Origin of the sequence: Dyadobacter sp. (genome assembly GCF_039919315.1) — a bacterium.
GTDB lineage: Bacteria > Bacteroidota > Bacteroidia > Cytophagales > Spirosomataceae > Dyadobacter.
The window spans coordinates 1-22,902 of the sequence record NZ_JBDSFX010000039.1; the positions used below are offsets into that span (position 1 = coordinate 1).

The following is a 22,902-nucleotide window of genomic DNA, read 5'->3' on the forward strand; positions in this document are numbered from 1 at the left end:
TAATTAATTTATCTTATCACGAAGCGCGTCTGAATAAAACCAGAACAGAGCTGTTTGGTTTTACTGATTCCTGGAATTTATCAGAATTGATTTCGATTCCTGATGATGTTACTGATGCATATTACAAATGCAGATTAGCTTATTCAAAAACAATCGATAACATAAAATGGGAACCCTATAATTTTCGGACGATCACAAAAATCCAGCGCGTGTATGATGATGCAATTAATTATTCATACAAATACGATGATCGAACTTCGTTGAATAATCTTTTTGAAAAGCGAGGTGATGCCGAGGAAATTCTGACCATCAAAAATGGAATGGTTACGGATACGTTATACTGTAACGTTGCTTTTTTGAAAGATGGTCGATGGTTCACACCTGATACGCCTTTGCTACCAGGAACACAAAGAGCATTTCTTTTAGATTCCGAAATTATTGAAGAAGTCCAAATTCCGGAATCTGGTATTTCTCAGTATAGTCATATCAGATTATTTAATGCGATGGTTAACTGGGACAATTCGACTGTTTTAGGAATCAAAACAATATTCTAATCGTGATAATAGCTGAAAGACATCATTAACTAACATCCTTAATTGATTTACATTTTTGTATATTTGATTATAAAACAACTAAATCAACATGAGAACTAAGTTGTCTTCGTCTAAAACCAGTCTGTTTAAAACACATACTTCACATTCTCCTGAGGAAATTCTGGCTTCGGGAGGTGCTACCGCTTTTGGTAGGAAGACTGGAAAAAGTAATGAAACATTAATTAGCGCGCTTAAAAACGCGGAACCGGCCGAACCCTTTACAGCAGAAGAATGGGGGAAAATAATGACCCAGCTTGATGCTACCAAATAATGAATCTTCTATTTGATACCAATATCATCCTTGCCATTGTAAGAGCTCTTGACAGGCCAGGCATAATTCAATTTCTCAATCCGGAGAACTTACCAATTTACATTTCGGTTGTTTCAGAAGGAGAAATTAAATCCATAGCATTACAGAATAACTGGGGAAGTAAAAGAAGAGCATTACTTGACACTTTTTTAGAAGAGATCACCATTGTTGACATTAGTCATTTTAACGTTGATATTTACACGGAGATTGACGCATATTCTCAGGTATCAAATTCTGCATTTAAAAGTTTCCCCTTTGAAACCCCTAGAAATATGGGCAAAAATGATCTTTGGATTGCTTCTCTCGCTGCCCTTCTAGGACTTCAGCTTATCACAACAGATTCCGATTTCGATCATTTGAACAATGTCTTTTTTGATATTAGAAAAATTGATCAGAAGGATCTTTTACCCTTTTTTAAAAGTAAATAAACTAGATTTTGCCAATGACCTCCCTTTTTGAGGACGAAATTACCTTATTCGCCGATTTGATTCTTCCTGTTCCTGTGCCCCGGCTCTTTACTTACAGAGTTCCGCGGACGATGGCTGAGATGATTAAGGTTGGTGCTAGGGTAATTGTACAATTTGGCAAAAAGCGGGTGATTACAGCCGTTGTTGCCAATATTCACGCTAATCCTCCCGCCTTATACCAGGCAAAATATATTCTTGAATTACTGGATGACGAACCGATTGTCACGACCAAACAGCTCGAACTTTTCAACTGGATTTCAGAATATTACCTATGTAATATCGGCGAAGTTTTAAATGTTGCGTTACCGGCAGGACTGAAAATCACCAGTGAGTCACGGATACAGCACAATCCTGAATTTGATTATGAAGAATTGCTAACGGATCAGGAGCGGTTTATTCTGGATGAAATAAAAAAATATGCTACGCTTTCCTATGAAGAAGTGGCCAGGCTGGTCAATCAGACTAACATTACGTCCGTAATAAAATCTTTGGTTGGAAAACGTGCGATTATTCTTTTTGAAGAGGTAAAAGAAAGATATAAGCCAAAAGTTGTCAAGAAAATACGTTTGACTTCTGCATTTGTTTCTGAGAAATCATTGGTTGAATTAACCTCTTCTCTTGACAAAATCCCGAAGCAGCAGGATATTCTGATGCGTTATTTAAGCCATGTACCGGTCTATAATCACGAAGAACTAAATCAAAAAGGACTCGACAAATCGATCTTTTCGCAAGACGATGGTTTATCAGATTCTGCGTTACAAACACTTATCAAAAAAGGTATTTTCGAACAATTTGACATTATCGTTTCCCGCTTTGCTGATATTCCACTTGGCCCGCCAGCGGTTGTCAACTTAACGGAATCACAGCAAACTGCTTTCAAGGAAATTCATGAAGCTTTTTCTGAAAAAGAAGTTGTGCTTTTGCATGGTATTACCGGAAGCGGAAAAACGGAAGTGTATATTGAACTGATCAAACAGGCCATGGAAAGCGGATCGCAGGTTTTGTTTTTGCTGCCAGAAATCGCTTTAACAACACAAATCGTTACCCGTTTACGAAAAGTATTCGGTGATGCGATGGGCATTTATCATTCCAAGTTCTCCGATAACGAACGTGTAGAAGTCTGGAAAGGAATCCTGGATGGAAAATTCCAGTTTGTAGTCGGTGTTCGTTCTGCCATCTTTTTACCTTTTGACAATCTGGGATTGATCATTGTGGATGAAGAACATGAAACTTCCTACAAACAACACGATCCGGCTCCGCGCTATCATGCCCGTGATGTAGCCGTATTTATGGCCTATATGCATAAGGCAAAAACTTTGCTTGGCTCTGCGACACCTTCACTTGAAAGTTACTACCACGCCCGAAATGGTCGTTACGGATTGGTTGAAATAACACAACGATTTGGTAATGCAGCTTTGCCTACTTTTGTTTTAATTGACACGAAAAAAGAAAAAAAGCAGAAAAAGATGAAAAATGAATTTTCATCCGTTTTGCTAGAACATCTTGAATCGAATTTAAATAATAAAGAACAAACGATATTATTTCAAAATCGTCGTGGCTATTCTCCTTATATGCAATGTGAGGAATGTAGCTGGATTTCCGAATGTGCAAATTGCGACGTAAGCCTTACCTATCACATGAAGGTGCGGGAACTGCGCTGTCATTATTGCGGACATAAAGAGGAAGTGCCAAGAACGTGTCCGGCTTGTGGTTCCACACGTGTGAAAACCGTTGGATACGGAACGGAAAAAATTGAAGAAGAATTGCATTTGCTATTGCCAACCGCGAGAGTTCAACGAATGGATTTTGATACCACGCGTGCAAAAAACGCTTATCAGCAGATTATTCAGGAATTTGAAGAAGGCGGAACTGATATTTTAGTTGGCACTCAAATGGTTAGTAAAGGCCTGGATTTTGATAATGTAAGTATGGTTGGTATTTTTGATGCCGACAGGATCATTCACTTTCCGGAATTCAGAGCTTCCGAACGCGCTTTTCAGATGCTGACCCAGGTAAGCGGAAGAGCTGGACGACGAGCTGATAAACCTGGAAAAGTTTTAATCCAAACCGCAAATCCGGCTCAGAAAATTCTGGAAAGAATTATCCAGAATGATTACACAGGCATGTATGACGCGGAAATTGTGGAACGTGAACAATATCATTATCCGCCGTTTACACGGTTAATAAAGATTACAATAAAACATATGGATGAGGCGACTTCAAAGCGTGCCGCAGTCGTTTTGGCAGAAAAACTAACAGCCAATTTAGGCGCCAGCCGTGTACTCGGACCGGAGCCTCCGTTGGTTGAAAGAGTAAGAAATCAGTTTTTGTTCGACATTCTCATTAAACTTGAGCGAGAAAAGATTAATTTTAAGGCGGCAAAGTCATTTATACAGGAAAAAGTGATCGACACTTTAACCGATAAGACGCTAAAAAGCATCCAGGTCGTGATCGACGTGGACTGTTTATAAAAAATCATTCTTACTGCATATTCATCTATGTCTTCCAAAAAAACCAGAATTGTTGCTACCGTAGGTCCGGCCTCAGAAACTAAAGAAACATTACACGCATTGGCAAAAGCCGGAGTTAACGTTTTTCGCCTAAACTTCTCCCATGGAACCCACGCAGATCACCTTTTAAGATTAAATACCATTCGGGAACTCAATGCAGAATACGGACTGAATCTTGCAATATTACAGGATTTGCAAGGTCCTAAAATTCGTATCGGGTTGGTTGCCGAAAAGGATGGCGTTCTTCTTGAACCTGGTAAAAAACTGATCCTTTCCAATACAGAAGTACTTGGTACTGCCGAAAAAGTAAGTACACCTTACGATGGTATGTACAACGATGTAAAAGTCGGAGACCGTATTTTGATGGATGATGGTAAGCTGGAAGTACTGGTAACCGGAATGGACGGTACTGACGTGGTTACAGAAGTAATTTACGGAGGTTACCTGAAATCAAAAAAAGGCGTTAACCTGCCTAACACGAAGGTTTCTATGCCATCGGTAACTGCAAAAGATTACGAAGATCTGGATTTCGGCCTTGAACATAATGTTGAATGGGTCGCACTGTCTTTCGTTCGCACTGCTGCTGAGGTTATTAAAGTAAAAGAATACATTGCCAATAAAGGTAAAACTGCTCGTCTTGTTGCTAAAATCGAGAAGCCGGAAGCTATCCTGAATATTGACGAGATCATTGAAGCAACTGACGCTATCATGGTAGCCCGCGGTGATCTTGGCGTTGAGCTTCCTGATGAAGAAGTACCGATGATCCAGAAAATGATCGTTGAGAAATGTAACAAAGCAGGCAAGCCTGTTATCGTTGCCACACAAATGCTGGAAAGCATGATCGACAGCCCGCGCGCAACCCGTGCCGAGCTCAATGATGTCGCGAACTCAGTGTTGGACGGCGCTGACGCGGTAATGCTAAGTGCTGAGACTGCTTCCGGTAAATATCCTTTGCTGGCCGTTGAAAGTATGACCCGTACGATTGAGAAGGTAGAGTCTTCTACCAACAGTGTTTACTTTAAACACCACGCTGCCGTAAATGAGAATGTAAGTGCTAACAAACTGAACGACAATGTTGTGATGAGCGCCTGCCGTTTGGCCCGCGATACGCATGCTACTGCGATCATTGGTATCACACGTTCGGGATATACCTCTTTCCGTCTTTCACATCACCGTCCGAAGGCAAGTTTGTTCATCTTCACATCCAATCGGGTGTTAATGAATCAACTAGCATTGTATTGGGGAACGAAAGTATACTATTACGACCGTGACCAGGATGTATCGACTGATGATCTGATCGAAGATATCAAACAAATTCTGGTTGAAAAAGGTGAATTGACAAAGGGAGATGTTTTCATCAATACCCTGAGTATCCCGGTTTCAAGACAACGTAAGACTAACACTGTGAAGTTGAGCGTAGTAGAATAGGAACTCCATTTTTTGGAATAGAAGGCAGCCGGAAGATTTTTCCTGCTGCCTTTGTTTTTTGTTACCGTTTGAAAATTTGAACCAGGCCGATGACAAATATATTTCATACTGGAAAGTCAAATTGATTATATTTACTTATGAGCAAATCGACCGGCATCATGATAGCTTCAACTACTCCGCGCAAGGTTTTACCAAAAATCCCTGCAAGTAAAATACCTAACGTTCTGATCCATGAAATAATCGACGGAAAACCTTTATACCGCAAGGGCTACCGCGACGTATTGGCCAAAACGAAAACGGTAGAAGATATTATGGGTTCAAGTTCATTACAGGCATTTTTAATTACTTATCTGACCATTTGGATCGGAAAACAAATTGATGACGACAAGTACCATATATTGACCAATGAAGCCGGCCTGCATTTAGATCGAAAGAACAATCTTGCCGGAGATTTATTGATTTTTGACAGTCAAAAGCTGACAATTGATAAAATCAATAAAAACTACGCCGATGTAGCTCCTAAGATTTCGATTGAGGTAGATATTGACATTGCATTGGAAGAGATTTCAGAATACAGCTATATGACAATTAAAACCAATAAACTGCTCGATTTCGGTGCAGAAAAGGTAATCTGGTTTTTGACAGAATCAAAAAAAGTGATGATCGCAACGCCAGGTGGTGACTGGCAGATGCGGGACTGGGACAAGGACGTTGAGATCACGGACGGCATTAGCTGCAATATTGGAAAATACCTGAAAGAAAAGGGCTCAGAGTTTGCCTGATATATTACACACACAGAGCCAAAACAGCGATTTAACATCTCGCTGTTTTTTTATTTTTGATATAACTAATAAAATAGTTTTGAAACTAAATGAATAGTATTAACTTTGAATTACCCACTGACACATATAGTAATCAAATAGTAACAACAATGGAGATTAGAACCCTGACACGCGCTGAAGAAGAGATCATGAGGATACTTTGGCAATTAAAAAAAGCATTTGTAAAAGACATACTGGCCGAAATGCCCGAACCCAAACCGGCGTACAATACCGTTTCAACCATTATCCGGATTCTTGAAAAAAAGGAAGTGGTAGGTTACAATGCTTATGGCAAGACGCATGAATATTTCCCGTTGATTAGTGAGGAGGAGTATAAGCGTTACGAGATGAAGCAGCTGATGGTCAACTACTTCGATAATTCCCTCCCCAACCTGGTTTCCTTTTTCGTAAAAGACAATGATCTCAAAACCAAAGATCTAGACGAGATCATGAAATTGATAAACGATCATAAAAACGAACAATAAAATCTGTTAGCCATGAAACTGCTACTATATGCCGGAGAAGTAAGTCTGTATTGGATCATGCTGTACGCCTGTTATTGGCTGATGCTTCGTAGCCATACTTTTTTCAAATGGAACCGGTACTATCTGGTCGGTTCTCTGTTCGCAGCTTTTGCTTTACCATTCGTGATCTACCCGGAAACAGCCCCGCAACTTCCTGCTATCTACGGCATTAATGCGGAGGCGTTTACAGTTTCAGGATCTGAGCCAGAACAGAGTGATACACTCAGCTGGATTCAGGCGATCGGCATCATTTATGGAATTGGGCTCATCATAGCTATATATAAACTCACACTCAATTTTGTCCAACTTAAAAGCTATTTGTCTGCTGGGGAATTGATCGAACTTGATGACTGCAAAGTGGTAATCATGGACTCCAATCACATCGGATCCTTTTCTTTTCTACAATGGATCGTCATCAATCGTAATGACTATGAAAACCATTTCGATGCCATCTTACGACATGAAATGGTGCATACCAGGCAACTGCACAGCATTGATATCCTGCTGATTGAGTTGTTCAAAACGATTTTCTGGTTTAATCCTGTGCTCCTGCTTTACAAACATTCATTACAGGAAGTGCATGAATACCTGGCCGATGCGCAAGCCCCTAACCGGGAGTATTATGCCAAATTCCTGGTAGCCTACGCATTGAATGCCCCGACAGTTTCGGTTACCAATCATTTTTTCAATCCGTCGCAGATCAAAAATCGCATTCAGATGATTTACAAAAATAGAACTTCGAAATGGTTGCTTAGTACTTATGTATTTTCAGTTGCAATGATCGGAACAGCGGCCATACTGATCGCTGGATGTGAGGGCAAAGAATACAACGAGCTCACATTTGAAAAGAAAGTCCTGACCAAGGAAGACCTTGCTAATAAACCGATTTTTACGGTTGTAGAAGAGCAACCTGAGTTCCCGGGTGGTATACAGGAAATGTATAAGTTCCTCGGGGAAAATATCAAATATCCGGAAAAGGCGACGAGGGCTAATGTAAGCGGCCGCGTATTTCTTTCTTTCGTTGTGACGGAAGATGGGGCCATAGGCGATATCCAGGTTTTGAAAGGGCTTGGTTTCGACTGCGACGAAGAAGCAGTACGCGTACTTTCAAAATTTCCAAAATGGACACCAGGTAAACAGAATGGCATACCTGTAAACGTAAGATATAATCTGCCCATCAATTTTCAGTTGGAAGAAAGCGACAAAACCTCAGCAGCTAAGCCGGATGCCAACATAGAATTGCGCAACACCACATCTCTGAACAAACCTTTAATTATTGTCAACGGTGTTGTTGCAACGGATCACGATATTGTAAAAAAGCTGGATCCGAATAGTATTAAGTCGGTTTCGGTACATAAAGATCAGGATGCTCTTGATGCGTACGGAGAGAAAGGTAAAAATGGCGTGATCAGTATTATAACTAACAAGATCTAACACCTGACTTTCCATTATATTTATCCAAATGCCCGCTCTGTTTCGAGTCGGGCATTTTTTGTTTATGCATCTTTCAATACTTTTACCGTCAACGACATCACTAAACCTGACCCAAATGCCAATTCTAAAAGCAGCCATCATCGGTGGAGGTAACATTGCTGATAAAAACCATATCCCTACATTAAAAGAACTATCTGAACAGGTGGAGGTGGTAGCTATTTGCAGCAGGGACATTCAAAAAGCCCGCGCGCTAGCCGACAAACATAGCATTGCGCATGCCTTTGATAATGCAGAGGAAATGTATCAAAGTGATAGCAAACCCGATGTAATCATCAATTGCACGGCGAATAACCTTCACTACCCGTTCACGATGCAGGCATTGGAACATCATTGTCATGTACTATGCGAGAAACCACCTGCTATCAGCTCACAGGAAGCACGTGAAATGGCTCAACTTGCAGCTAGTAAAGGGAAAGTGCTTGCTTACAATTTCCAGTTAAGGCAAACCCCTGAGTATACATTATTGAAGAAATGCCTCACGAGCGGTCAACTAGGTGAGATTTATCATATCAAAGCGCGATTCTTGCGCCGGAGAGGTATTCCAGGTTGGGGAAATTTTACTAATAAAACGATTCAGGGCGGCGGAGCGCTGATGGACTTAGGCGTGCACATTCTGGATCTCGCGCTTGGCTTGCTCGACTACCGCATGCCGGATAAGATTTTGGCCAATACCTACGATTTTATCGGTAAAGCAGGCGGAAAAGGATTGATGGGAAGCTGGGATGCTTCTAAATTTGAAGTAGAAGATGCGTGCTTTGCACATTTGTCATTCCCTGATAACGCCAGCATTGAGCTTTCAACATCATTTGCATTAAATACCAAAGAACAAAAAAATGTGAACCTGGAAGTATTCGGCACCCACGCCGGCGCTGTACTGAACCCATTTTCGCTATACGGTGAATTAGCTGGTGAACTGACTGATACCGAATTTCCGCACCTGGAAGAAATAGACATTCAACTTCAAAATACGAAAGCATTTCTGGATGCCTGCAATGGACAGCCCAGCAACATTTGTACAGCCGAACAGGGCGCCGTGTTGCAGGAGATCATTGAAAAAATATACCAAAGCGCTGAGAAATAGCTCTTATTAAAACAGTAATGCCCTGGAAGTGGTATTTCCAGGGCATTACTGTTTTATACTTAATCGCTAAAATTACTTAGCAGTGGCCATGACCATTTTGATCTCGTTTTTTGCGCCAATTTCCAAAACGTCCACCAGGTCCTGAACAGCAAGATTTTTATCTACTCTCAATACAATAGTCTTATCCTCCACATTGGCAAAAATATTTTGCAATTCTGCTTCCAGACGATCAAACGGAATAGGTTCTTTATCAATGAAATAACCCTTGTTTTCGTCGATCGATAACGTAATTTGTTTCTTATACATCTGCTGCGTCGCCGATGCCTTAGGAAGCATCAACTTGATCACATTCGGATTTGACATCGTTGAAATGATCAAAAAGAACAGCAGAAGGAAAAACATAATGTCGTTGAGTGAGTGCGTGAACACCTCAGGGGCAAAACGAGCCTTACGACGTATTTTCATAATTGGGGGAAATATTTAGTGTCTAGACTTGGTAAGTTTTAAACTTGCCAAGTCTCAGCAAATCTATTTAGCAGCAACTGGCTTTTGCAGGACGTCCAGGAAGTCGGAAGCTGCCATTTGCAATCTCAAAGCGAAACGGTCAATTTTCATGTTCAGCAAGTGATAACCTGCGTATGCGATCAAACCAATGATCAGACCGGAACCTGAGGTAATCATTTTCTCGTACATACCTCCCGCAATGGTACTGATATTGAAGTCATTAGAGATCGATATATCGTAGAAAATACGAATAATCCCAGAAATCGTACCCACAAACCCAAGCATAGGCGCGATACCCGCGATCACACCCAGGTAAGGTAAATTACCCTCCATTCTCTGTATTTCGATCTGGCTGGCGTTTTCAATGGTTGTTTCAATGTCCTTGATAGGGTACCCGATACGCCCGATAGCACGTTCAAGGATCCTACCTGATGCATTGCGCTGATTCCGGCACAATGATTCGGCAGATTTAAGATTTCCCTGCTGGATAAAATCCTTCACATTATCTATCACCTGCGGCTCTATTTTTCCATTAGCGCCGATTCCCAGAAAACGTTCGATGATCAGGAAAAGAGTTGCCAGAAATAACAGTCCCAAAGGCAACATTACCCATCCCCCTTTTGCGAGCAGATCAATAATAGAAAGCCCCTGAGCAGCAACGGGCGCAGCCGCAGTAGAGTCTGTAAGTGCTTGTAGAAGCATCATATTAAATATAAAAAGTGAAAGTTAAGCTAATGAAACAGAGGTCCGTTTTGCGTAAAAACAACTACGAACATAAACGGCACAAGTGCCCCCTTATTGTTTAAAGGGCAAATATAGAAAAATTACTCTTTGGGAGCAGCCCCGCGGCAACCTTAATCCCATCGATATCTTCATTCCCGGAGCATAAAATCCCAATGGGCTTGACAGGCCGATTATTTCAACTCATAAAAAAACACAACTAGGAAAGTTATCCTGACGGTTCTTGCTTACATTTGAAGTGTGAATGGAATGCGTATTGAAAATTCCGCCAACCAATGCTACTTTGAGCAGTTCAAAAAACACATGGATCTCCCTAAGCCTGCTGAGCCTCATGCTTGTGAAAGTGTGGGTGATACCGTTGTTGTACCTGGACTTTGAAATTCGCCGCGACTACATTGTGGCCAATCTCTGCGAAAACCGCAATCGTCCACAACTCAATTGCGATGGCAAATGTTATCTGGCCAAGCGTATAGCCGCGCTCGACGAGCAGGAAAAGCGCCAGGCTGAAAAGAATTACATGGCCCAGCTGCTTGATCATGTGATGGATCAGCGTACCTATTATAGTTTTGATTCACAGGTTGCCACATTTGAAGACTTAATTAGTTTAAATTTCAATTATTCCTCTCCTTTCGCGGCATTAGTCACCGCCGATGATATTTTTCATCCGCCGCTGGGCTGATTTTCGCATAAATCCTACCATTCTTCAGTTCTATGAACTGAGTAGGTCTCTTTTTATCTTCTTTTTATAAACCATAGAATCATGAAAAGGATATTTTCATTTCTATTGCCGCTCTCATTGATAGCTGCGGTTAGTCTATTTGTATGGTCCTGCGATAACGATGACGATCCGGGCACTACGCCTACCGAAAATGGGCGGCTCCGGGTAGCATTCAGCAACAAAATGGGTTCCAAAGAGTTGAAATTAGGTACCGAAACCTATGTAAATCAAGCAGGAGAGCCATTTACGGTTAGTAAACTCAATTATTTCGTTTCCAATATTAAGCTGATCAAAACTGACGGAAGTAATTTCGTTGTACCACAGGATTCGAGCTATTTTCTGATCAGAGAGGCTAATGAAGCGTCCCAATTGGTCACCATTAATCACGTACCTGTCGGCGAATATTCTGGCATTGAATTCACTATTGGTGTCGACAGTTTGAGAAGCGTGTCTGACATCTCGAAACGAAAGGGTATTCTGGATAAAGACTCAGGACCTACCAATCAGGAAGAGATGTACTGGGACTGGAATCCGGGCTATATTTTTCTAAAACTGGAAGGAAGTTCCGACTCCGCAACTTCCTCAAATGGTAAATTTTACTACCATATTGGTGGATTTGGCGGTCTGGTCGAAAAAACGTTGAACAACATTCGTACAACGAAAATCGATTTCGGAAGTAAAAAAGCGAAAGTAACTGACACGGCAATTCCGGAAATTCATTTAAATGCGGACATTTTGAAAGTTTTCAATGGCCCTACAACGCTGAGCATTAAAGCGAATACCAGTGTGATGTATTTGCCAATTTCCAAAAACATTGCAGACAATTATGTGAATATGTTCAGTCTGGATCAAATAGATGCCAATTAGGAACCTGATCATTGCATGAAAAAAGTTGTATTTCTTTTTGGTCTTTTGATTTTCCTCTCGCAGGTAATGAACTCCTGTGGCAAGAGATCCGAAAACCCCGAACCTGAGCCGACCGGAAACACACCTACGCTGCTGCAATGGACTAAGCCTGCCTATTTTCCTGACCCTGTTTATGATCTGTCTAAAAATCCATTAACCGTTGAAGGTGTCGAGCTGGGCCGCTTTCTGTTTTACGATGGTATCCTCTCCCGGACGGACAAGATCGGTTGTGGAACCTGCCACCAGCAGGTTGCCGCGTTCACACATCACGGACATGACCTTAGCCACGGTGTCGATGATCAGTTGGGAACCAGAAATTCGCCATCAGTTCAAAACCTGGCTTGGAATAAGTCATTCTTTTGGGATGGAGGCGTACATGATATGGATCTTGTTCCGCCAGTACCGATCCAAAACCCGGTAGAAATGGGTGAGCGTGTTGGTAATGTCATTGAAAAACTCCGTAAAACGCCAGTAGCCGGTGCAGCTAAACAGGTTAACTACCCTAAAATGTTTAAAGCAGCATTTGGCACCGACGAAATCAATGCGGACCGAATGATGAAAGCATTGTCGCAATTTATGATGACGATCGTTTCAGCTACTTCTAAATACGATTATTACCTGAAAGGCGATGCCTCTGCATTAACCGCTCAGGAAAAAGCGGGAATGACGCTTTTCAAACAAAAATGTGGTTCCTGCCACAGCAGCGAACTATTTACAGATTTCAGTTTTCGGAATAATGGATTGATCCCAAACAAAATCAATGACCAGGGAAGGTACGCGATCACATTGAATGAGAATGACCGGCTTAAATTTAAGGTGCCGAGCCTGCGCAATGTCGGGTTGACGGCGCCGTACATGCACGACGGACGTTTCACAACTTTGCAGGAGGTGCTGGACCATTATGCCAATGATCAGAACAGTGGACAAGACAGCATTTATATGTCGCCCACATTAGATCCTATATTAAATGCAGCAGGCCAGAAACATGGAATAGCGCTTTCAAATGCAGAAAAGCAATCCATTATTGCATTTTTGCGAACGCTCAATGATGATCAGTTAATGAATGATAAACGTTTTTCAGATCCCGGAGTAGGGACATCCTTTTAGGCTGTTGAGACCCATTATATCCTACATATTGCTCTTTTCAATCATGCTACCCACGCTCAGCCCGTGGGGAACGATCGCGTATTTCAAATTGAACCGGGATTACATTGCCAAAGTGCTGTGCGAGAACCGTGCGAGGCCACAATTGAATTGTAACGGTAAATGTTATCTCGCCAAAAAACTGAAACAGCAACAGGAAAAACAAGACAAGGAAACTTCGGAAAAAGTACAGAATACACCTATTATTCAGTTGTTTAGTTCATCTTTCCATTCTTACAGTTTTGAAGCTTCGCCGGTTGTTTTTCTGGAAAAAGTCCGGTTTTTCCATCAGCTTCAATTTTACACTGCTCCTGCAGCCAAGCTTCTGCGTCCGCCCAAAAGATAAATTCAAAGGTCAAATAACACCTAACTGAATTTTTATCTTTTATTCAAATCTCAATGAACCTGAAAATATTTTTACAGGCCATAATCCTGTATACCTGCGCCTTAACAACACATGCCCAGACCATAGAAGGCAAAGTGTTCGACTCGCAAACCAAAGAACCCGTACCAGGAGCAACCGTGCAACTAACCACTTCCAAAGTCGGTACTACGACGGATAACAATGGTCATTTCCTGCTAAATAGCGACCAGACAAATGTGACCATCAAGATTTCAAGCATTGGTTTTTCTGCCAGAGAAATCGTCGTCAATGATTCTAAACCTATTACGATCGGGCTGGAAGCTGCTTCGGAAAATCTGCAATCCGTTGTGGTAACCGGTAACCGGGAGGCTGCATTGCGGACGGAGAGTCCGATAGCGATCTCCAAACTGACGCCGAGAATGATTGACGAAGCAAAACCTACCGCCATGTACGAGATCGTCAATAAAGTACCGGGCGTGATGATGGTAAACCTTGGAAACGAGCAGCATTCCATGGCCATTCGTCAGCCGTTCACGACCAATTCCTACTTTCTTTATATGGAAGACGGCGTACCGATTCGGCCGATGGGCGTTTTCAATCACAATTCCATTCTGGAATTCAACCAGTTTGCGATCAGTTCTGTGGAAGTGGTGAAGGGACCGGTCTCCTCCATTTATGGTCCGGAAGCCGTGGGTGGTGCGATCAACTTTATTACCCAGCGTCCTACCATTTTACCGGTTGCCAAAATCGGCATTCAGGCTGATCAATGGGGTTACCAGCGGCTGCAATATGGTGCCGGCGCGATGATGGGCAAATTTGGAGTGTACGTGGGTGGCTTTACCGCGCGTCAGAGAGACGCCTGGATGAAAAGCTCTGACTATGACAAGAACTCGATCAATGCGAGACTGGAATATCATTTCTCGCCTTCAACACGGCTCATTTACACGCTGGCTTACAGTAAATATGATTCGCAAACCAGTGGAAGTGTAGACAGCGTGGCTTTTTATTCAAGGCAATATGTGAGTACCACGGATTTTACTTACCGCAAATCCAATTCTTTGCGAAGCAGATTAACTTTTGAAAAAGACTGGAAAAATGGTTCTCAATCATTCATTACGGCTTTTGCCAGAAAAAATGAGCACGGACAAAATCCCAATTACGGGATCAGATGGACAACCGGGCAAACAACGGCCCGTGGCGAGATCAATTCCAGTGATTTTAAAAGTCTGGGCCTGATTGCCCAGCATAGCCACCGATTCAATTTCCTGAACTCCAAACTAATTACCGGGGCAGTTTTCGATTTCTCACCATCCAGCTACTGGTCCTATCAGGTTGATATGGCCGCTCAGTTGAGGCCGGACATGAAATCGGTTGAGAAATATACCATTATTAAGGAACGCCCGGAAATCAGGAATTCGGATTATGATGCTGATATCAAAAATACGGCGGCTTATGCGCAGTATGATTTCGAGATTTTGCCAAAGCTGCGGATTTCTGCCGGGGTACGTTACGACCGGATGTCATTCAGCTATACCAATTTTCTGGACAGCACCTCAGGTAGTAAATCTTACAGCAAAGTCACGCCGAAGATCGGGGCTACCTATGATCTGGGTAAAGGAAAAGGTATTTATGCTAATTATTCCAGAGGTTTTTCACCTCCCGGTTTGACTTCTGTTTTCAGGAAACGTACAGTTCCGCTGCCAAATGGCGATTTGTTTTATTACAATCTGCAACCTGCTCAGTTCAACAATGCTGAAATCGGTGGCTGGGCTTCTGTTTTGAACAACAAAATCTATCTTGATCTGGCATTTTATCAAATGAATGGTCGTAATGAGTTGCTGAATGTGCGGTTGCCTGATAATTCCTATGACTATCAGTCTGCCGGAAAAACTTTACACCGGGGTGTTGAATTTGGCGTAACCTACAAACCTTCCAAAGAGTATTTCTTCCGTTTTGGAGGCACCAGCGCCATTCACCGATATGAGGAATTTATCCTGAGCAGCAAGGAATCCGATGCATTGAAAAACGTAAACGGCAAAGACATGCCGTCTGCTCCTCGCTGGATGTGGAACTCAGAATTCAGTTACTATCCCAAATGGTTTAAGAATTTCCGGAGCTCAGTGGAATGGCAACATGTCGCTTCCTACTATCAAAACCAGATCAATTCTGTAAAATATGAGGGTTACGACATTCTCAATTTTCGGGTAGGGTATCAATGGAAAGGTGTCGAGGTATTTTCTAACATCCTGAACCTCACAGACGTGCTTTACGCGACCAATGCTACGCGTGGAAACAATGCTACTGACCGCACAACTTATAATGCTGCTGCACCAAGAACATTTGTTTTTGGGATCCAGTACACATTCACCGGTAAAAAAGAACTGTTATGATCGATGAAATCAATGTAAGACCGAAAGATTCTTTCAAAAAGAAAATTGAAAGTACAGTCCGGAAGAATATATACCGCTGGCACAAAACGCTGGGACTATTTGCCATTATCCCTACCCTGTTCTGGACAATGTCGGGCCTGATGCATCCATTCATGTCGCATTGGTTTAAAACCAGTATTCCCAATGAGTTTTACAAAGCAGAAGTTGTGCTTCCTGCCGACGTGAAACAATCTCTGGGAGATGTTTTAAAACACAATCAGGTGACCGAATTCAAGAATTTCCGGCTCGTGAAGTTTGACGGGAACAGCTACTACCAGGTAAAAGACATTGAAGACAAGCTACATTACTTCAATTCCGCGACTGGTACCGAGCTCGAAAACGGCGATGAAGAATACGCGCAGCACATGGCCCGCTTCATGCTCGGAGATCAGAAATCGAAAATCATTTCGAGCACCCACCTGACCGAATTTACGGATCAGTATAAGTACGTAAACCGCTTTTTACCCGTTTGGAAAGTCAGTTTTGATGATGAACGTAAAATGGATGTGTACGTAGAAACCGGCCAGAGCCGCTTTGCGACTTTCAATGATAGCGGCAGAAAAGCTTTCATCTGGATTTTCGGTACATTTCACAACTGGGGATTTATGGACGCGATCGCTAATAACACGGTGCGGATTACGATTATATTGTTATTTCTAAGCCTGATTGTTTTTTCAGCAGTAGCAGGTGTTGTTATTTACGGTTTAATGTGGAAGAAGTTCAGGCCCGCGAAGCCAGGCAATCAGCGTGGACTTTTGCGTAAGTACCACCGCTCCATTGGTATCTGGACCAGCATTGTCACATTTACTTTTGCCTTTTCGGGTGCATATCATGTCTTGCAAAAACTTGATCCCGACGAGCGATTGAAATATGTGTACGATCCGGTGATCAAAACCGGTTCCGTCGCACAAGCCTCTATGATCGATCTGACGGGTGTTTCCAACATTGGATTGATCAAATGGGGAGAAAATATCTTCTGGCAAACTGTAAAAAAGGATTGGGAAACTGACGAAACGGTAGTGGAATACACCAATATCAAGGATGGCAAAAAGCTGGAAGACGGGAACATTCGTTTTGCAAAATACCTGTCCCGGAAGTTTGCCGCCCAGGAAGATCGCAACGCTGCGAGCTGTTGCGATCTCATGGAAGCCCAGATTTCATCGCCAATCTCCGGCGCAGATCTGGACAAGGCTTCCACGGTAACTAGCTTCGCGGGTGAGTATGGCTTTGTAAATAAGCGGCTCCCGGTTGTAAAACTGGCTTACGACACGCCGGAGCATACTACCTACTACATTGAAACGACTACCAGCAGATTATCCACCAAGGTGGAGGACCGCAACCGGCGCGAAGGTTTCAGTTTTGCTTTTTTACACAAATACAATGCATTGGATTTTCTCGGCAAAAATGCCCGTGACGGCGTTATGACCTTCGCGGCTTTTGGAGTTTTGGTAGTGAGTATTTTAGGGCTGCTCGTATTTTTGAAAAAGTGAGACTACCGATGACGAAAGTCATGATTAAACATTCATTAAAATCAAGGAAAATTGAGGGACGAATCGTTTCTTTGCAGAAAATTAAAAGCAGGCAATTAAAATAAATATGCAAAGCGGAGAAAAAAGCGCACAGCCCTGGTTGGGTAAAATGCAGGAAAAATGGGGATTGGAAACAACCAGGCAGGTTTTGTTGGTATTGGCTGTTTTTAGTCTTTCAGGTTCATCAGTGGTTTGGCTCAGAAAAGGACTTTTTTATCTTCTGGGTTACGACGAAACCACTCCGCTGTGGCTGAAAACCATCACTTATATCCTCTTTATTTTCCCTACATATCAGAGTCTTTTACTGCTTTACGGTTTTCTGCTTGGTCAATTTTCATTCTTTTGGGAAAAAGAAAAGAAAATGTTCCGCTGGGTCAAGGCGAAATTCAGCAAATAAAAAGAGGCCATTATTTTTGAAAAGGGTGAATCAGCAGACTTTCTGCGGGTTCACCCTTTCGTCGTTTCAGCTGTTCAGTACCGAAGAATTTCAGTTGCAGGATTTACGTATAGTATTAGGTAATGTGTTAATAATGACGGATTTTGCATTATAAAACCGTATCAACACTCAACCAAATCCTTATCTCAAAACTTCTACCAACATGAATTTAGACAGTCTAGACATAGCCCGGGCCCAGATTGGAGCCGCAATTACATTGTATGGGGCCAAAATCGCCCTTGCCTTAGTTGCATTCATCGTCGGAAGACTCATCATTGGAAAAATCAGTTCTATTGTTTCCAAGGCGATGAACAGGAGAAAAGTAGAAGCTGATGTACAACCTTTTTTGACGTCTTTGCTAGTGGTACTGCTGAATGTAATGCTGCTTTTGAGCATTGCCGGTATCATTGGTATTGAAACTTCTTCGTTCGTAGCCGTACTGGGAGCCGCAGGTCTGGCGGTTGGTTTAGCATTACAAGGCAGTCTGGCCAATTTTGCGGGTGGTGTTCTGATATTAATTTTCAAACCTTATCGCGTCGGCGACCTGATCAGTGCGCAGGGTTTTACGGGTACGGTCGAAGGCGTGCAAATTTTCAATACCATCCTCGTCACACCCGATAACAGAACAATCATATTACCAAATGGCTCACTTTCCACTTCTCCGATCACCAATATTTCGGGCAAAGGTAAAATACGGGTCGATATGGTTTTTGCAGCGGGCAGTCAGAATGGAGTGGATAAAATCAGGACAACTTTACAAAAGGTGGTGGATGAATGCCCTACCGCGCTGAAAGAAATTTCACATGATATATTAGTTACCAAACTGACCGAGAATGCCATTTTCTTTGATGTCCGGGTATGGACTCCGAGCGTTACGTACTGGGAAACCTACTATTATGTGCATGAAGGAATCAGTCGGCAATTCGCATTGGATGGCATAGAAGCGCCCAAACCAGCAGAGGTTAGCGTCGCATTAAAACAGTAAAAGCAGTACATTTGTGAATTCGAATAAAATCATACATAATATTCCATGTTTGAAAACTTACAGGACAAGCTTAATAATGCCTTTCGCACACTAAAAGGAAAGGATAGGATTTCAGATATAAATGTTGCCGCAACTACCAAAGAGGTCCGCAAAGCATTAGTCGATGCCGACGTTAACTTCAAGGTTGCCAAGGAAATAACAGACCGGATCAGGGAAAAAGCCCTCGACAGAAAAATATTAATCTCTGTTGAACCGGGACAAATGTTCGTGAAGATCGTTCAGGAAGAATTGACTGAACTGATGGGCGGCCAGGCTGAGGGGATTAACATCAAAGGAGACCCCGCTGTTATTTTGATCGCCGGTTTGCAAGGTTCGGGTAAGACTACTTTTTCAGGGAAACTTGCCGCGTTATTAAAAAAACAAGGACGTCAGGTATTGCTGACCGCCTGCGACGTTTACCGTCCCGCTGCGATTGACCAGTTGAAGGTACTGGGCGAGCAGGTGGGTGTGGAAGTATACTCAGAGCCGGAAAATAAAAATCCTGTCAGCATCGCTCAGAATGCAGTAGCTCACGCCAGGAAGATTGGAAAAAAGATTGTGATCGTCGATACTGCCGGACGTTTGGCTGTGGATGAGGTCATGATGCAGGAGGTTCAGGACATTAAATCGGCTGTCAAACCTTCCGAAATTTTGTTCGTCGTGGATTCCATGACAGGACAGGATGCTGTAAACACTGCCAAAACTTTCAATGAGAGACTGAATTTTGATGGTGTCGTGCTAACCAAGCTTGACGGTGACGCACGCGGTGGAGCAGCGCTTTCCATTCGTCAGATTGTCGATAAGCCTATCAAATACATCAGTACCGGTGAAAAAATGGAAGCCCTGGATTCTTTCTATCCGGATAGGATGGCGAGCAGGATTCTGGGTATGGGTGACGTGATATCCCTTGTGGAACGCGCTCAGCAGGCATTCGATGAAGATGAAGCCAAACGCATTAACGCCAAAATGCGTCAGAATAAATTTGATTTTGACGACTTTTTGGGCCAGTTACAGCAGATCAAAAAAATGGGTAACGTCAAAGATCTGATCGGAATGATCCCTGGAATGGGTAGTGCCATGAAAGATCTGGATATTGATAATGAGTCTTTCAAGCCGATCGAAGCTATTATCCAATCCATGACCAAAAAGGAAAGAGAAAATCCGGATATGATCGACGGAAGCAGGAAAAAGAGAATTGCTACCGGTAGCGGGACGTCCATTTTGCAGGTAAACAATCTGATCAAACAATTTGACGAGATGCGCAAAATGATGAAGAAAATGAATACCATGCAAGCAGCAGGCAAGCTGGGCAAAGCAATGCGTCGCTAATCAATTCTCTTCGATGAAAAGGATCATTTTTGTACTGACTTTACTGCTCTTTTTAAGTCACGAAAAACTGAGAGCGCAGGGGTCGGTGGGTTACTATCCGTGGAGCAGCCTGCTTTCGGTGAGCACAAATCCTGAAAAAGCAGTTTGGCTCGACGCTCGCTTTCAGACTAATTCGCTTTTCAGCAGTCTGAGCGTGGACATTCTACCGATCGTGAATCTAAAAAGAGGCGAGGTGGTTCAATGGTATCTGGGAGGCGGTTTGCGGCTCAATCCATTATACAGGATCGCCGACGCGGATGCAGATTTGATCACGATTGATGGCTACTCTATCAATGTAGGTGTCAGGATTGCACCCTTACCGCAAAACAGGCGGATAAAACTGATATTAGAGCTAAACCCTTATGTGAAAGATGATTTTGCGAGCGGGGTTTTGAAAAGCCATTTTGGACTCGCTTATGTTTTTGGTAAAAAGAAGAAAGAAGCGCCGGTTACAGAACAACCTGCCAACCCATAAATTTTAATAATTTCTTAGTCTTGGAATGCTCCCTAATCCGGCGAAATTGCCGTTAATTTGGGAGCATTTTTATTTCCCCCGAAATCTTAATTTCAACATGAAAAGCCCGGCCATTCTGTTCGTCTTGTTTGCATTGCTCACTTTTGAGCACAATGCTTTTTGTCAAACCAAAACAAAAAAGACGCTATTTGTGATTGTAGATGGCATTTCGAGCGACAGTAAGGAAAAAATCCCTACGCCTAACCTGGACGCGATTGCGAAGGTAGGAGGCTACACGCGTGCCCATGTAGGCGGCGACAAGGATACCTATTCTCAAACACCTACTATTTCCGCGGTAGGATACAACAGTCTTCTGACTGGCACCTGGGTGAACAAGCATAATGTTTGGGACAATGACATTAAAGACCCGAACTATCACTACTGGACCATTTTCCGCTTTTTGGAAGAACAATATCCTCAAAAAAGAACAGCCGTTTTCTCCACCTGGCTGGATAACAGGACCAAACTCGTAGGAGAAGGCCTGCCTCAGACTGACAAATTGCAGCTGGACTATTCTTTCGACGGTTTTGAGCTGGATACCATTCATTTCAAACATGATAAGGAAGCTCAGTACATTCACAAGATTGATGAAAAGGTAGTAGATGAAGCTGCGTCGTACATTCAGGACAAAGCGCCTGACATGTCGTGGGTTTACCTGGAATTCACCGACGATATGGGGCATCGGTATGGCGACAGCGAACAATTTCACAAAGCCATTCAAACGATGGACGATCAAATGGGCAGACTGTGGAAAGCTGTTTCATTTCGTGAAAAGAACTTTAATGAAGACTGGCTTATCGTAGTCACGACGGATCATGGGAGAGACAGCAAAACCGGAAAGGGCCACGGCGGGCAGTCTGATCGCGAGCGGGGAACCTGGATCGTTACCAATGCAAAGGATTTGAATGCGAGTTTCAAGGAAAACCCCGGAATCGTGAGCATTATGCCTACTGTCGCCCGGCAAATGGGCGTTTCCATCCCAAAAGAGCAGGCATTTGAAGTAGACGGCGTTTCGTTCACCGGGAAGATTTCCATCATTAACCCTACTATTACCAAAGAATCAGGCAAAATCAATCTTGGCTGGAAATCCTTAAGCAATGAGGGCAAAGTAAAGATCTGGCTTACGACTACCAATCATTTCAAAACGGGCGGGCACGACCTGTACTTTCTGATGGACGAAGTGAATGTGACCAATGAAAAAGCCGAACTGGATATTTCGAAATATCCGTCCGGCTTTTTTAAAATCGTATTGGAAGCTAAATACAACAATCTGAATACATGGATTGTGGAGAAGCCTTGATCAGTTTCCGCCGCGGCCCGCTTTGTAAGAGTCGTATTCTTCCAGCAAAGCTCTCAGGTCGTCATCCGCGGCAAAATCCAGTTGCTGTTCTCTGATCACATACCCCATTTTGTTTTTTTCGTCTGTCAATAGTTTGAGAAAACTGTTTCTGTTGTTCAATTGAACAGGATTCAATTTATCGTCTTTCAAAATGTACAGCTTCGCACTAGGCTCCAATGTCCGGGTTGCGCTCGCTTTTTCCACCTTAATCGGCGCAGTATATTTCTTCAAAAGTTTGGTATTACCATCATACATGACCCGGTAAAAGCTTTTTTGAGTCTGTCCGGCAACGGAGGGGTAGCCATTCTTGAAGATATAAAGGTCTGTCCCGGTAGGAATTGAAAACTCCGTAACGCCAGTGGAAATTCTAAACAGACCATATGCATTTTTGTATTCTATCTCGTCCTTAGCCAGGTCATAGCGCATTTGGACGCCGTCGTGTACCTTATCGTCGCTGGTTCTGATCGTACCCGAATACCATTCTTTAAATAAATAGGGAGAATGCTCACCGGCAGCCAATGTAACCTCCTGGTAGGGTGTACCCGCAAGACCCGTTGAATCCTGCGCGAGTACTACCTGACCCAGTAGCAATGGTGATAACAAAAAAATTCTTCGTAAACATTTCATGATTTAAGTTGGTTAATTTGATAAGTTCGAAG

23 protein-coding genes are annotated in these 22,902 nt (G+C 42.8%); 20 read left to right on the plus strand and 3 right to left on the minus strand.

Annotated features, from left to right (window positions below; translation table 11 throughout):
- From ABIO93_RS10830 to ABIO93_RS10870, 9 genes are all read left to right on the plus strand, one after another.
- Positions 1-554: aminotransferase class IV (locus ABIO93_RS10830; RefSeq protein WP_348067404.1), on the plus strand; the 554-nt coding region annotated here is incomplete at its 5' end.
- A gap of 88 nt (positions 555-642) precedes the next feature.
- Entirely contained in the window at positions 643-864 is a 222-nt protein-coding gene (locus ABIO93_RS10835) for a hypothetical protein (RefSeq protein ID WP_348067406.1), read from the plus strand.
- Positions 864-1,331, plus strand: coding sequence for a type II toxin-antitoxin system VapC family toxin (locus tag ABIO93_RS10840; RefSeq protein WP_348067408.1), 468 nt, complete (start codon positions 864-866; stop codon positions 1,329-1,331). The genes ABIO93_RS10835 and ABIO93_RS10840 overlap by 1 nt, the downstream gene beginning before the upstream one ends.
- A gap of 14 nt (positions 1,332-1,345) precedes the next feature.
- On the plus strand, positions 1,346-3,841 hold the full coding sequence (gene priA, locus ABIO93_RS10845; RefSeq protein ID WP_348067410.1) for a primosomal protein N': 2,496 nt from the start codon (positions 1,346-1,348) through the stop codon (positions 3,839-3,841).
- Between the two features lie 27 nt (positions 3,842-3,868).
- Entirely contained in the window at positions 3,869-5,308 is a 1,440-nt protein-coding gene (gene pyk / locus ABIO93_RS10850; RefSeq protein WP_348067412.1) for a pyruvate kinase, read from the plus strand.
- Positions 5,309-5,445: 137 nt separating this feature from the next.
- Positions 5,446-6,090: a Uma2 family endonuclease gene (locus ABIO93_RS10855; RefSeq protein WP_348067414.1), complete on the plus strand. Its 645-nt coding sequence runs from the start codon at positions 5,446-5,448 to the stop codon at positions 6,088-6,090.
- Positions 6,091-6,239: 149 nt separating this feature from the next.
- Entirely contained in the window at positions 6,240-6,614 is a 375-nt protein-coding gene (locus tag ABIO93_RS10860; protein WP_348067416.1) for a BlaI/MecI/CopY family transcriptional regulator, read from the plus strand.
- 12 nt (positions 6,615-6,626) lie between these two features.
- On the plus strand, positions 6,627-8,087 hold the full coding sequence (locus tag ABIO93_RS10865; RefSeq protein ID WP_348067418.1) for a M56 family metallopeptidase: 1,461 nt from the start codon (positions 6,627-6,629) through the stop codon (positions 8,085-8,087).
- Between the two features lie 115 nt (positions 8,088-8,202).
- Entirely contained in the window at positions 8,203-9,228 is a 1,026-nt protein-coding gene (locus ABIO93_RS10870) for a Gfo/Idh/MocA family oxidoreductase (RefSeq protein WP_348067420.1), read from the plus strand.
- A gap of 72 nt (positions 9,229-9,300) precedes the next feature.
- Here the strand turns inward: ABIO93_RS10870 and ABIO93_RS10875 are convergent, their stop codons facing one another.
- Positions 9,301-9,693 carry a biopolymer transporter ExbD gene (locus ABIO93_RS10875; protein WP_348067422.1) on the minus strand — a complete coding sequence of 131 codons (393 nt, stop codon included), beginning with the start codon at positions 9,691-9,693 and terminating at the stop codon, positions 9,301-9,303.
- 63 nt (positions 9,694-9,756) lie between these two features.
- Positions 9,757-10,437, minus strand: coding sequence for a MotA/TolQ/ExbB proton channel family protein (locus tag ABIO93_RS10880; protein ID WP_348067424.1), 681 nt, complete (start codon positions 10,435-10,437; stop codon positions 9,757-9,759).
- Between the two features lie 280 nt (positions 10,438-10,717).
- Between ABIO93_RS10880 and ABIO93_RS10885 the strand changes: the two genes are divergently transcribed.
- From ABIO93_RS10885 to ABIO93_RS10935, 11 genes are all read left to right on the plus strand, one after another.
- Positions 10,718-11,152, plus strand: coding sequence for a hypothetical protein (locus tag ABIO93_RS10885; RefSeq protein WP_348067426.1), 435 nt, complete (start codon positions 10,718-10,720; stop codon positions 11,150-11,152).
- An 81-nt stretch (positions 11,153-11,233) separates the two neighbouring features.
- Positions 11,234-12,058 (plus strand): MbnP family protein, encoded by an 825-nt coding sequence (locus ABIO93_RS10890; RefSeq protein ID WP_348067428.1) that lies wholly within the window; start codon positions 11,234-11,236, stop codon positions 12,056-12,058.
- Between the two features lie 15 nt (positions 12,059-12,073).
- Complete coding sequence (locus ABIO93_RS10895; protein WP_348067430.1) at positions 12,074-13,204, plus strand: cytochrome c peroxidase; 1,131 nt, start codon at positions 12,074-12,076, stop codon at positions 13,202-13,204.
- A 43-nt stretch (positions 13,205-13,247) separates the two neighbouring features.
- Positions 13,248-13,586, plus strand: coding sequence for a hypothetical protein (locus ABIO93_RS10900; RefSeq protein ID WP_348067432.1), 339 nt, complete (start codon positions 13,248-13,250; stop codon positions 13,584-13,586).
- A 53-nt stretch (positions 13,587-13,639) separates the two neighbouring features.
- Positions 13,640-15,994, plus strand: a complete 2,355-nt coding sequence (locus ABIO93_RS10905; RefSeq protein ID WP_348067434.1) for a TonB-dependent receptor — start codon at positions 13,640-13,642, stop codon at positions 15,992-15,994.
- Positions 15,991-17,523 (plus strand): PepSY-associated TM helix domain-containing protein, encoded by a 1,533-nt coding sequence (locus ABIO93_RS10910; protein WP_348067436.1) that lies wholly within the window; start codon positions 15,991-15,993, stop codon positions 17,521-17,523. Before ABIO93_RS10905 ends, ABIO93_RS10910 begins: the two co-directional genes overlap by 4 nt.
- 106 nt (positions 17,524-17,629) lie before the next feature.
- Positions 17,630-17,959, plus strand: a complete 330-nt coding sequence (locus ABIO93_RS10915) for a DUF6787 family protein (protein WP_348067438.1) — start codon at positions 17,630-17,632, stop codon at positions 17,957-17,959.
- A gap of 202 nt (positions 17,960-18,161) precedes the next feature.
- Entirely contained in the window at positions 18,162-18,983 is an 822-nt protein-coding gene (locus tag ABIO93_RS10920; protein ID WP_348067440.1) for a mechanosensitive ion channel domain-containing protein, read from the plus strand.
- 45 nt (positions 18,984-19,028) lie between these two features.
- The gene (gene ffh, locus ABIO93_RS10925; protein ID WP_348067442.1) at positions 19,029-20,351 is read left to right on the plus strand and encodes a signal recognition particle protein; all 1,323 of its coding nucleotides are present in this window, start codon (positions 19,029-19,031) and stop codon (positions 20,349-20,351) included.
- A 13-nt stretch (positions 20,352-20,364) separates the two neighbouring features.
- Positions 20,365-20,865 (plus strand): hypothetical protein, encoded by a 501-nt coding sequence (locus ABIO93_RS10930; protein ID WP_348067444.1) that lies wholly within the window; start codon positions 20,365-20,367, stop codon positions 20,863-20,865.
- A 97-nt stretch (positions 20,866-20,962) separates the two neighbouring features.
- Positions 20,963-22,204, plus strand: a complete 1,242-nt coding sequence (locus ABIO93_RS10935) for an alkaline phosphatase family protein (RefSeq protein WP_348067446.1) — start codon at positions 20,963-20,965, stop codon at positions 22,202-22,204.
- Here the strand turns inward: ABIO93_RS10935 and ABIO93_RS10940 are convergent, their stop codons facing one another.
- Positions 22,205-22,870 (minus strand): hypothetical protein, encoded by a 666-nt coding sequence (locus ABIO93_RS10940; protein ID WP_348067448.1) that lies wholly within the window; start codon positions 22,868-22,870, stop codon positions 22,205-22,207. It lies immediately after the preceding gene.
- Positions 22,871-22,902 lie beyond the last annotated feature (32 nt).

Bases quoted from the DNA above. Each gene is read 5' to 3' on its own strand.
- ABIO93_RS10835 (WP_348067406.1), top strand. From the start codon at position 643: ATGAGAACTAAGTTGTCTTCGTCTAAAACCAGTCTGTTTAAAACACAT.
- ABIO93_RS10840 (WP_348067408.1), top strand. From the start codon at position 864: ATGAATCTTCTATTTGATACCAATATCATCCTTGCCATTGTAAGAGCT.
- priA (WP_348067410.1), top strand. From the start codon at position 1,346: ATGACCTCCCTTTTTGAGGACGAAATTACCTTATTCGCCGATTTGATT.
- pyk (WP_348067412.1), top strand. From the start codon at position 3,869: ATGTCTTCCAAAAAAACCAGAATTGTTGCTACCGTAGGTCCGGCCTCA.
- ABIO93_RS10855 (WP_348067414.1), top strand. From the start codon at position 5,446: ATGAGCAAATCGACCGGCATCATGATAGCTTCAACTACTCCGCGCAAG.
- ABIO93_RS10860 (WP_348067416.1), top strand. From the start codon at position 6,240: ATGGAGATTAGAACCCTGACACGCGCTGAAGAAGAGATCATGAGGATA.
- ABIO93_RS10865 (WP_348067418.1), top strand. From the start codon at position 6,627: ATGAAACTGCTACTATATGCCGGAGAAGTAAGTCTGTATTGGATCATG.
- ABIO93_RS10870 (WP_348067420.1), top strand. From the start codon at position 8,203: ATGCCAATTCTAAAAGCAGCCATCATCGGTGGAGGTAACATTGCTGAT.
- ABIO93_RS10875 (WP_348067422.1), bottom strand. From the start codon at position 9,693: ATGAAAATACGTCGTAAGGCTCGTTTTGCCCCTGAGGTGTTCACGCAC.
- ABIO93_RS10880 (WP_348067424.1), bottom strand. From the start codon at position 10,437: ATGATGCTTCTACAAGCACTTACAGACTCTACTGCGGCTGCGCCCGTT.
- ABIO93_RS10885 (WP_348067426.1), top strand. From the start codon at position 10,718: ATGGAATGCGTATTGAAAATTCCGCCAACCAATGCTACTTTGAGCAGT.
- ABIO93_RS10890 (WP_348067428.1), top strand. From the start codon at position 11,234: ATGAAAAGGATATTTTCATTTCTATTGCCGCTCTCATTGATAGCTGCG.
- ABIO93_RS10895 (WP_348067430.1), top strand. From the start codon at position 12,074: ATGAAAAAAGTTGTATTTCTTTTTGGTCTTTTGATTTTCCTCTCGCAG.
- ABIO93_RS10900 (WP_348067432.1), top strand. From the start codon at position 13,248: ATGCTACCCACGCTCAGCCCGTGGGGAACGATCGCGTATTTCAAATTG.
- ABIO93_RS10905 (WP_348067434.1), top strand. From the start codon at position 13,640: ATGAACCTGAAAATATTTTTACAGGCCATAATCCTGTATACCTGCGCC.
- ABIO93_RS10910 (WP_348067436.1), top strand. From the start codon at position 15,991: ATGATCGATGAAATCAATGTAAGACCGAAAGATTCTTTCAAAAAGAAA.
- ABIO93_RS10915 (WP_348067438.1), top strand. From the start codon at position 17,630: ATGCAAAGCGGAGAAAAAAGCGCACAGCCCTGGTTGGGTAAAATGCAG.
- ABIO93_RS10920 (WP_348067440.1), top strand. From the start codon at position 18,162: ATGAATTTAGACAGTCTAGACATAGCCCGGGCCCAGATTGGAGCCGCA.
- ffh (WP_348067442.1), top strand. From the start codon at position 19,029: ATGTTTGAAAACTTACAGGACAAGCTTAATAATGCCTTTCGCACACTA.
- ABIO93_RS10930 (WP_348067444.1), top strand. From the start codon at position 20,365: ATGAAAAGGATCATTTTTGTACTGACTTTACTGCTCTTTTTAAGTCAC.
- ABIO93_RS10935 (WP_348067446.1), top strand. From the start codon at position 20,963: ATGAAAAGCCCGGCCATTCTGTTCGTCTTGTTTGCATTGCTCACTTTT.
- ABIO93_RS10940 (WP_348067448.1), bottom strand. From the start codon at position 22,870: ATGAAATGTTTACGAAGAATTTTTTTGTTATCACCATTGCTACTGGGT.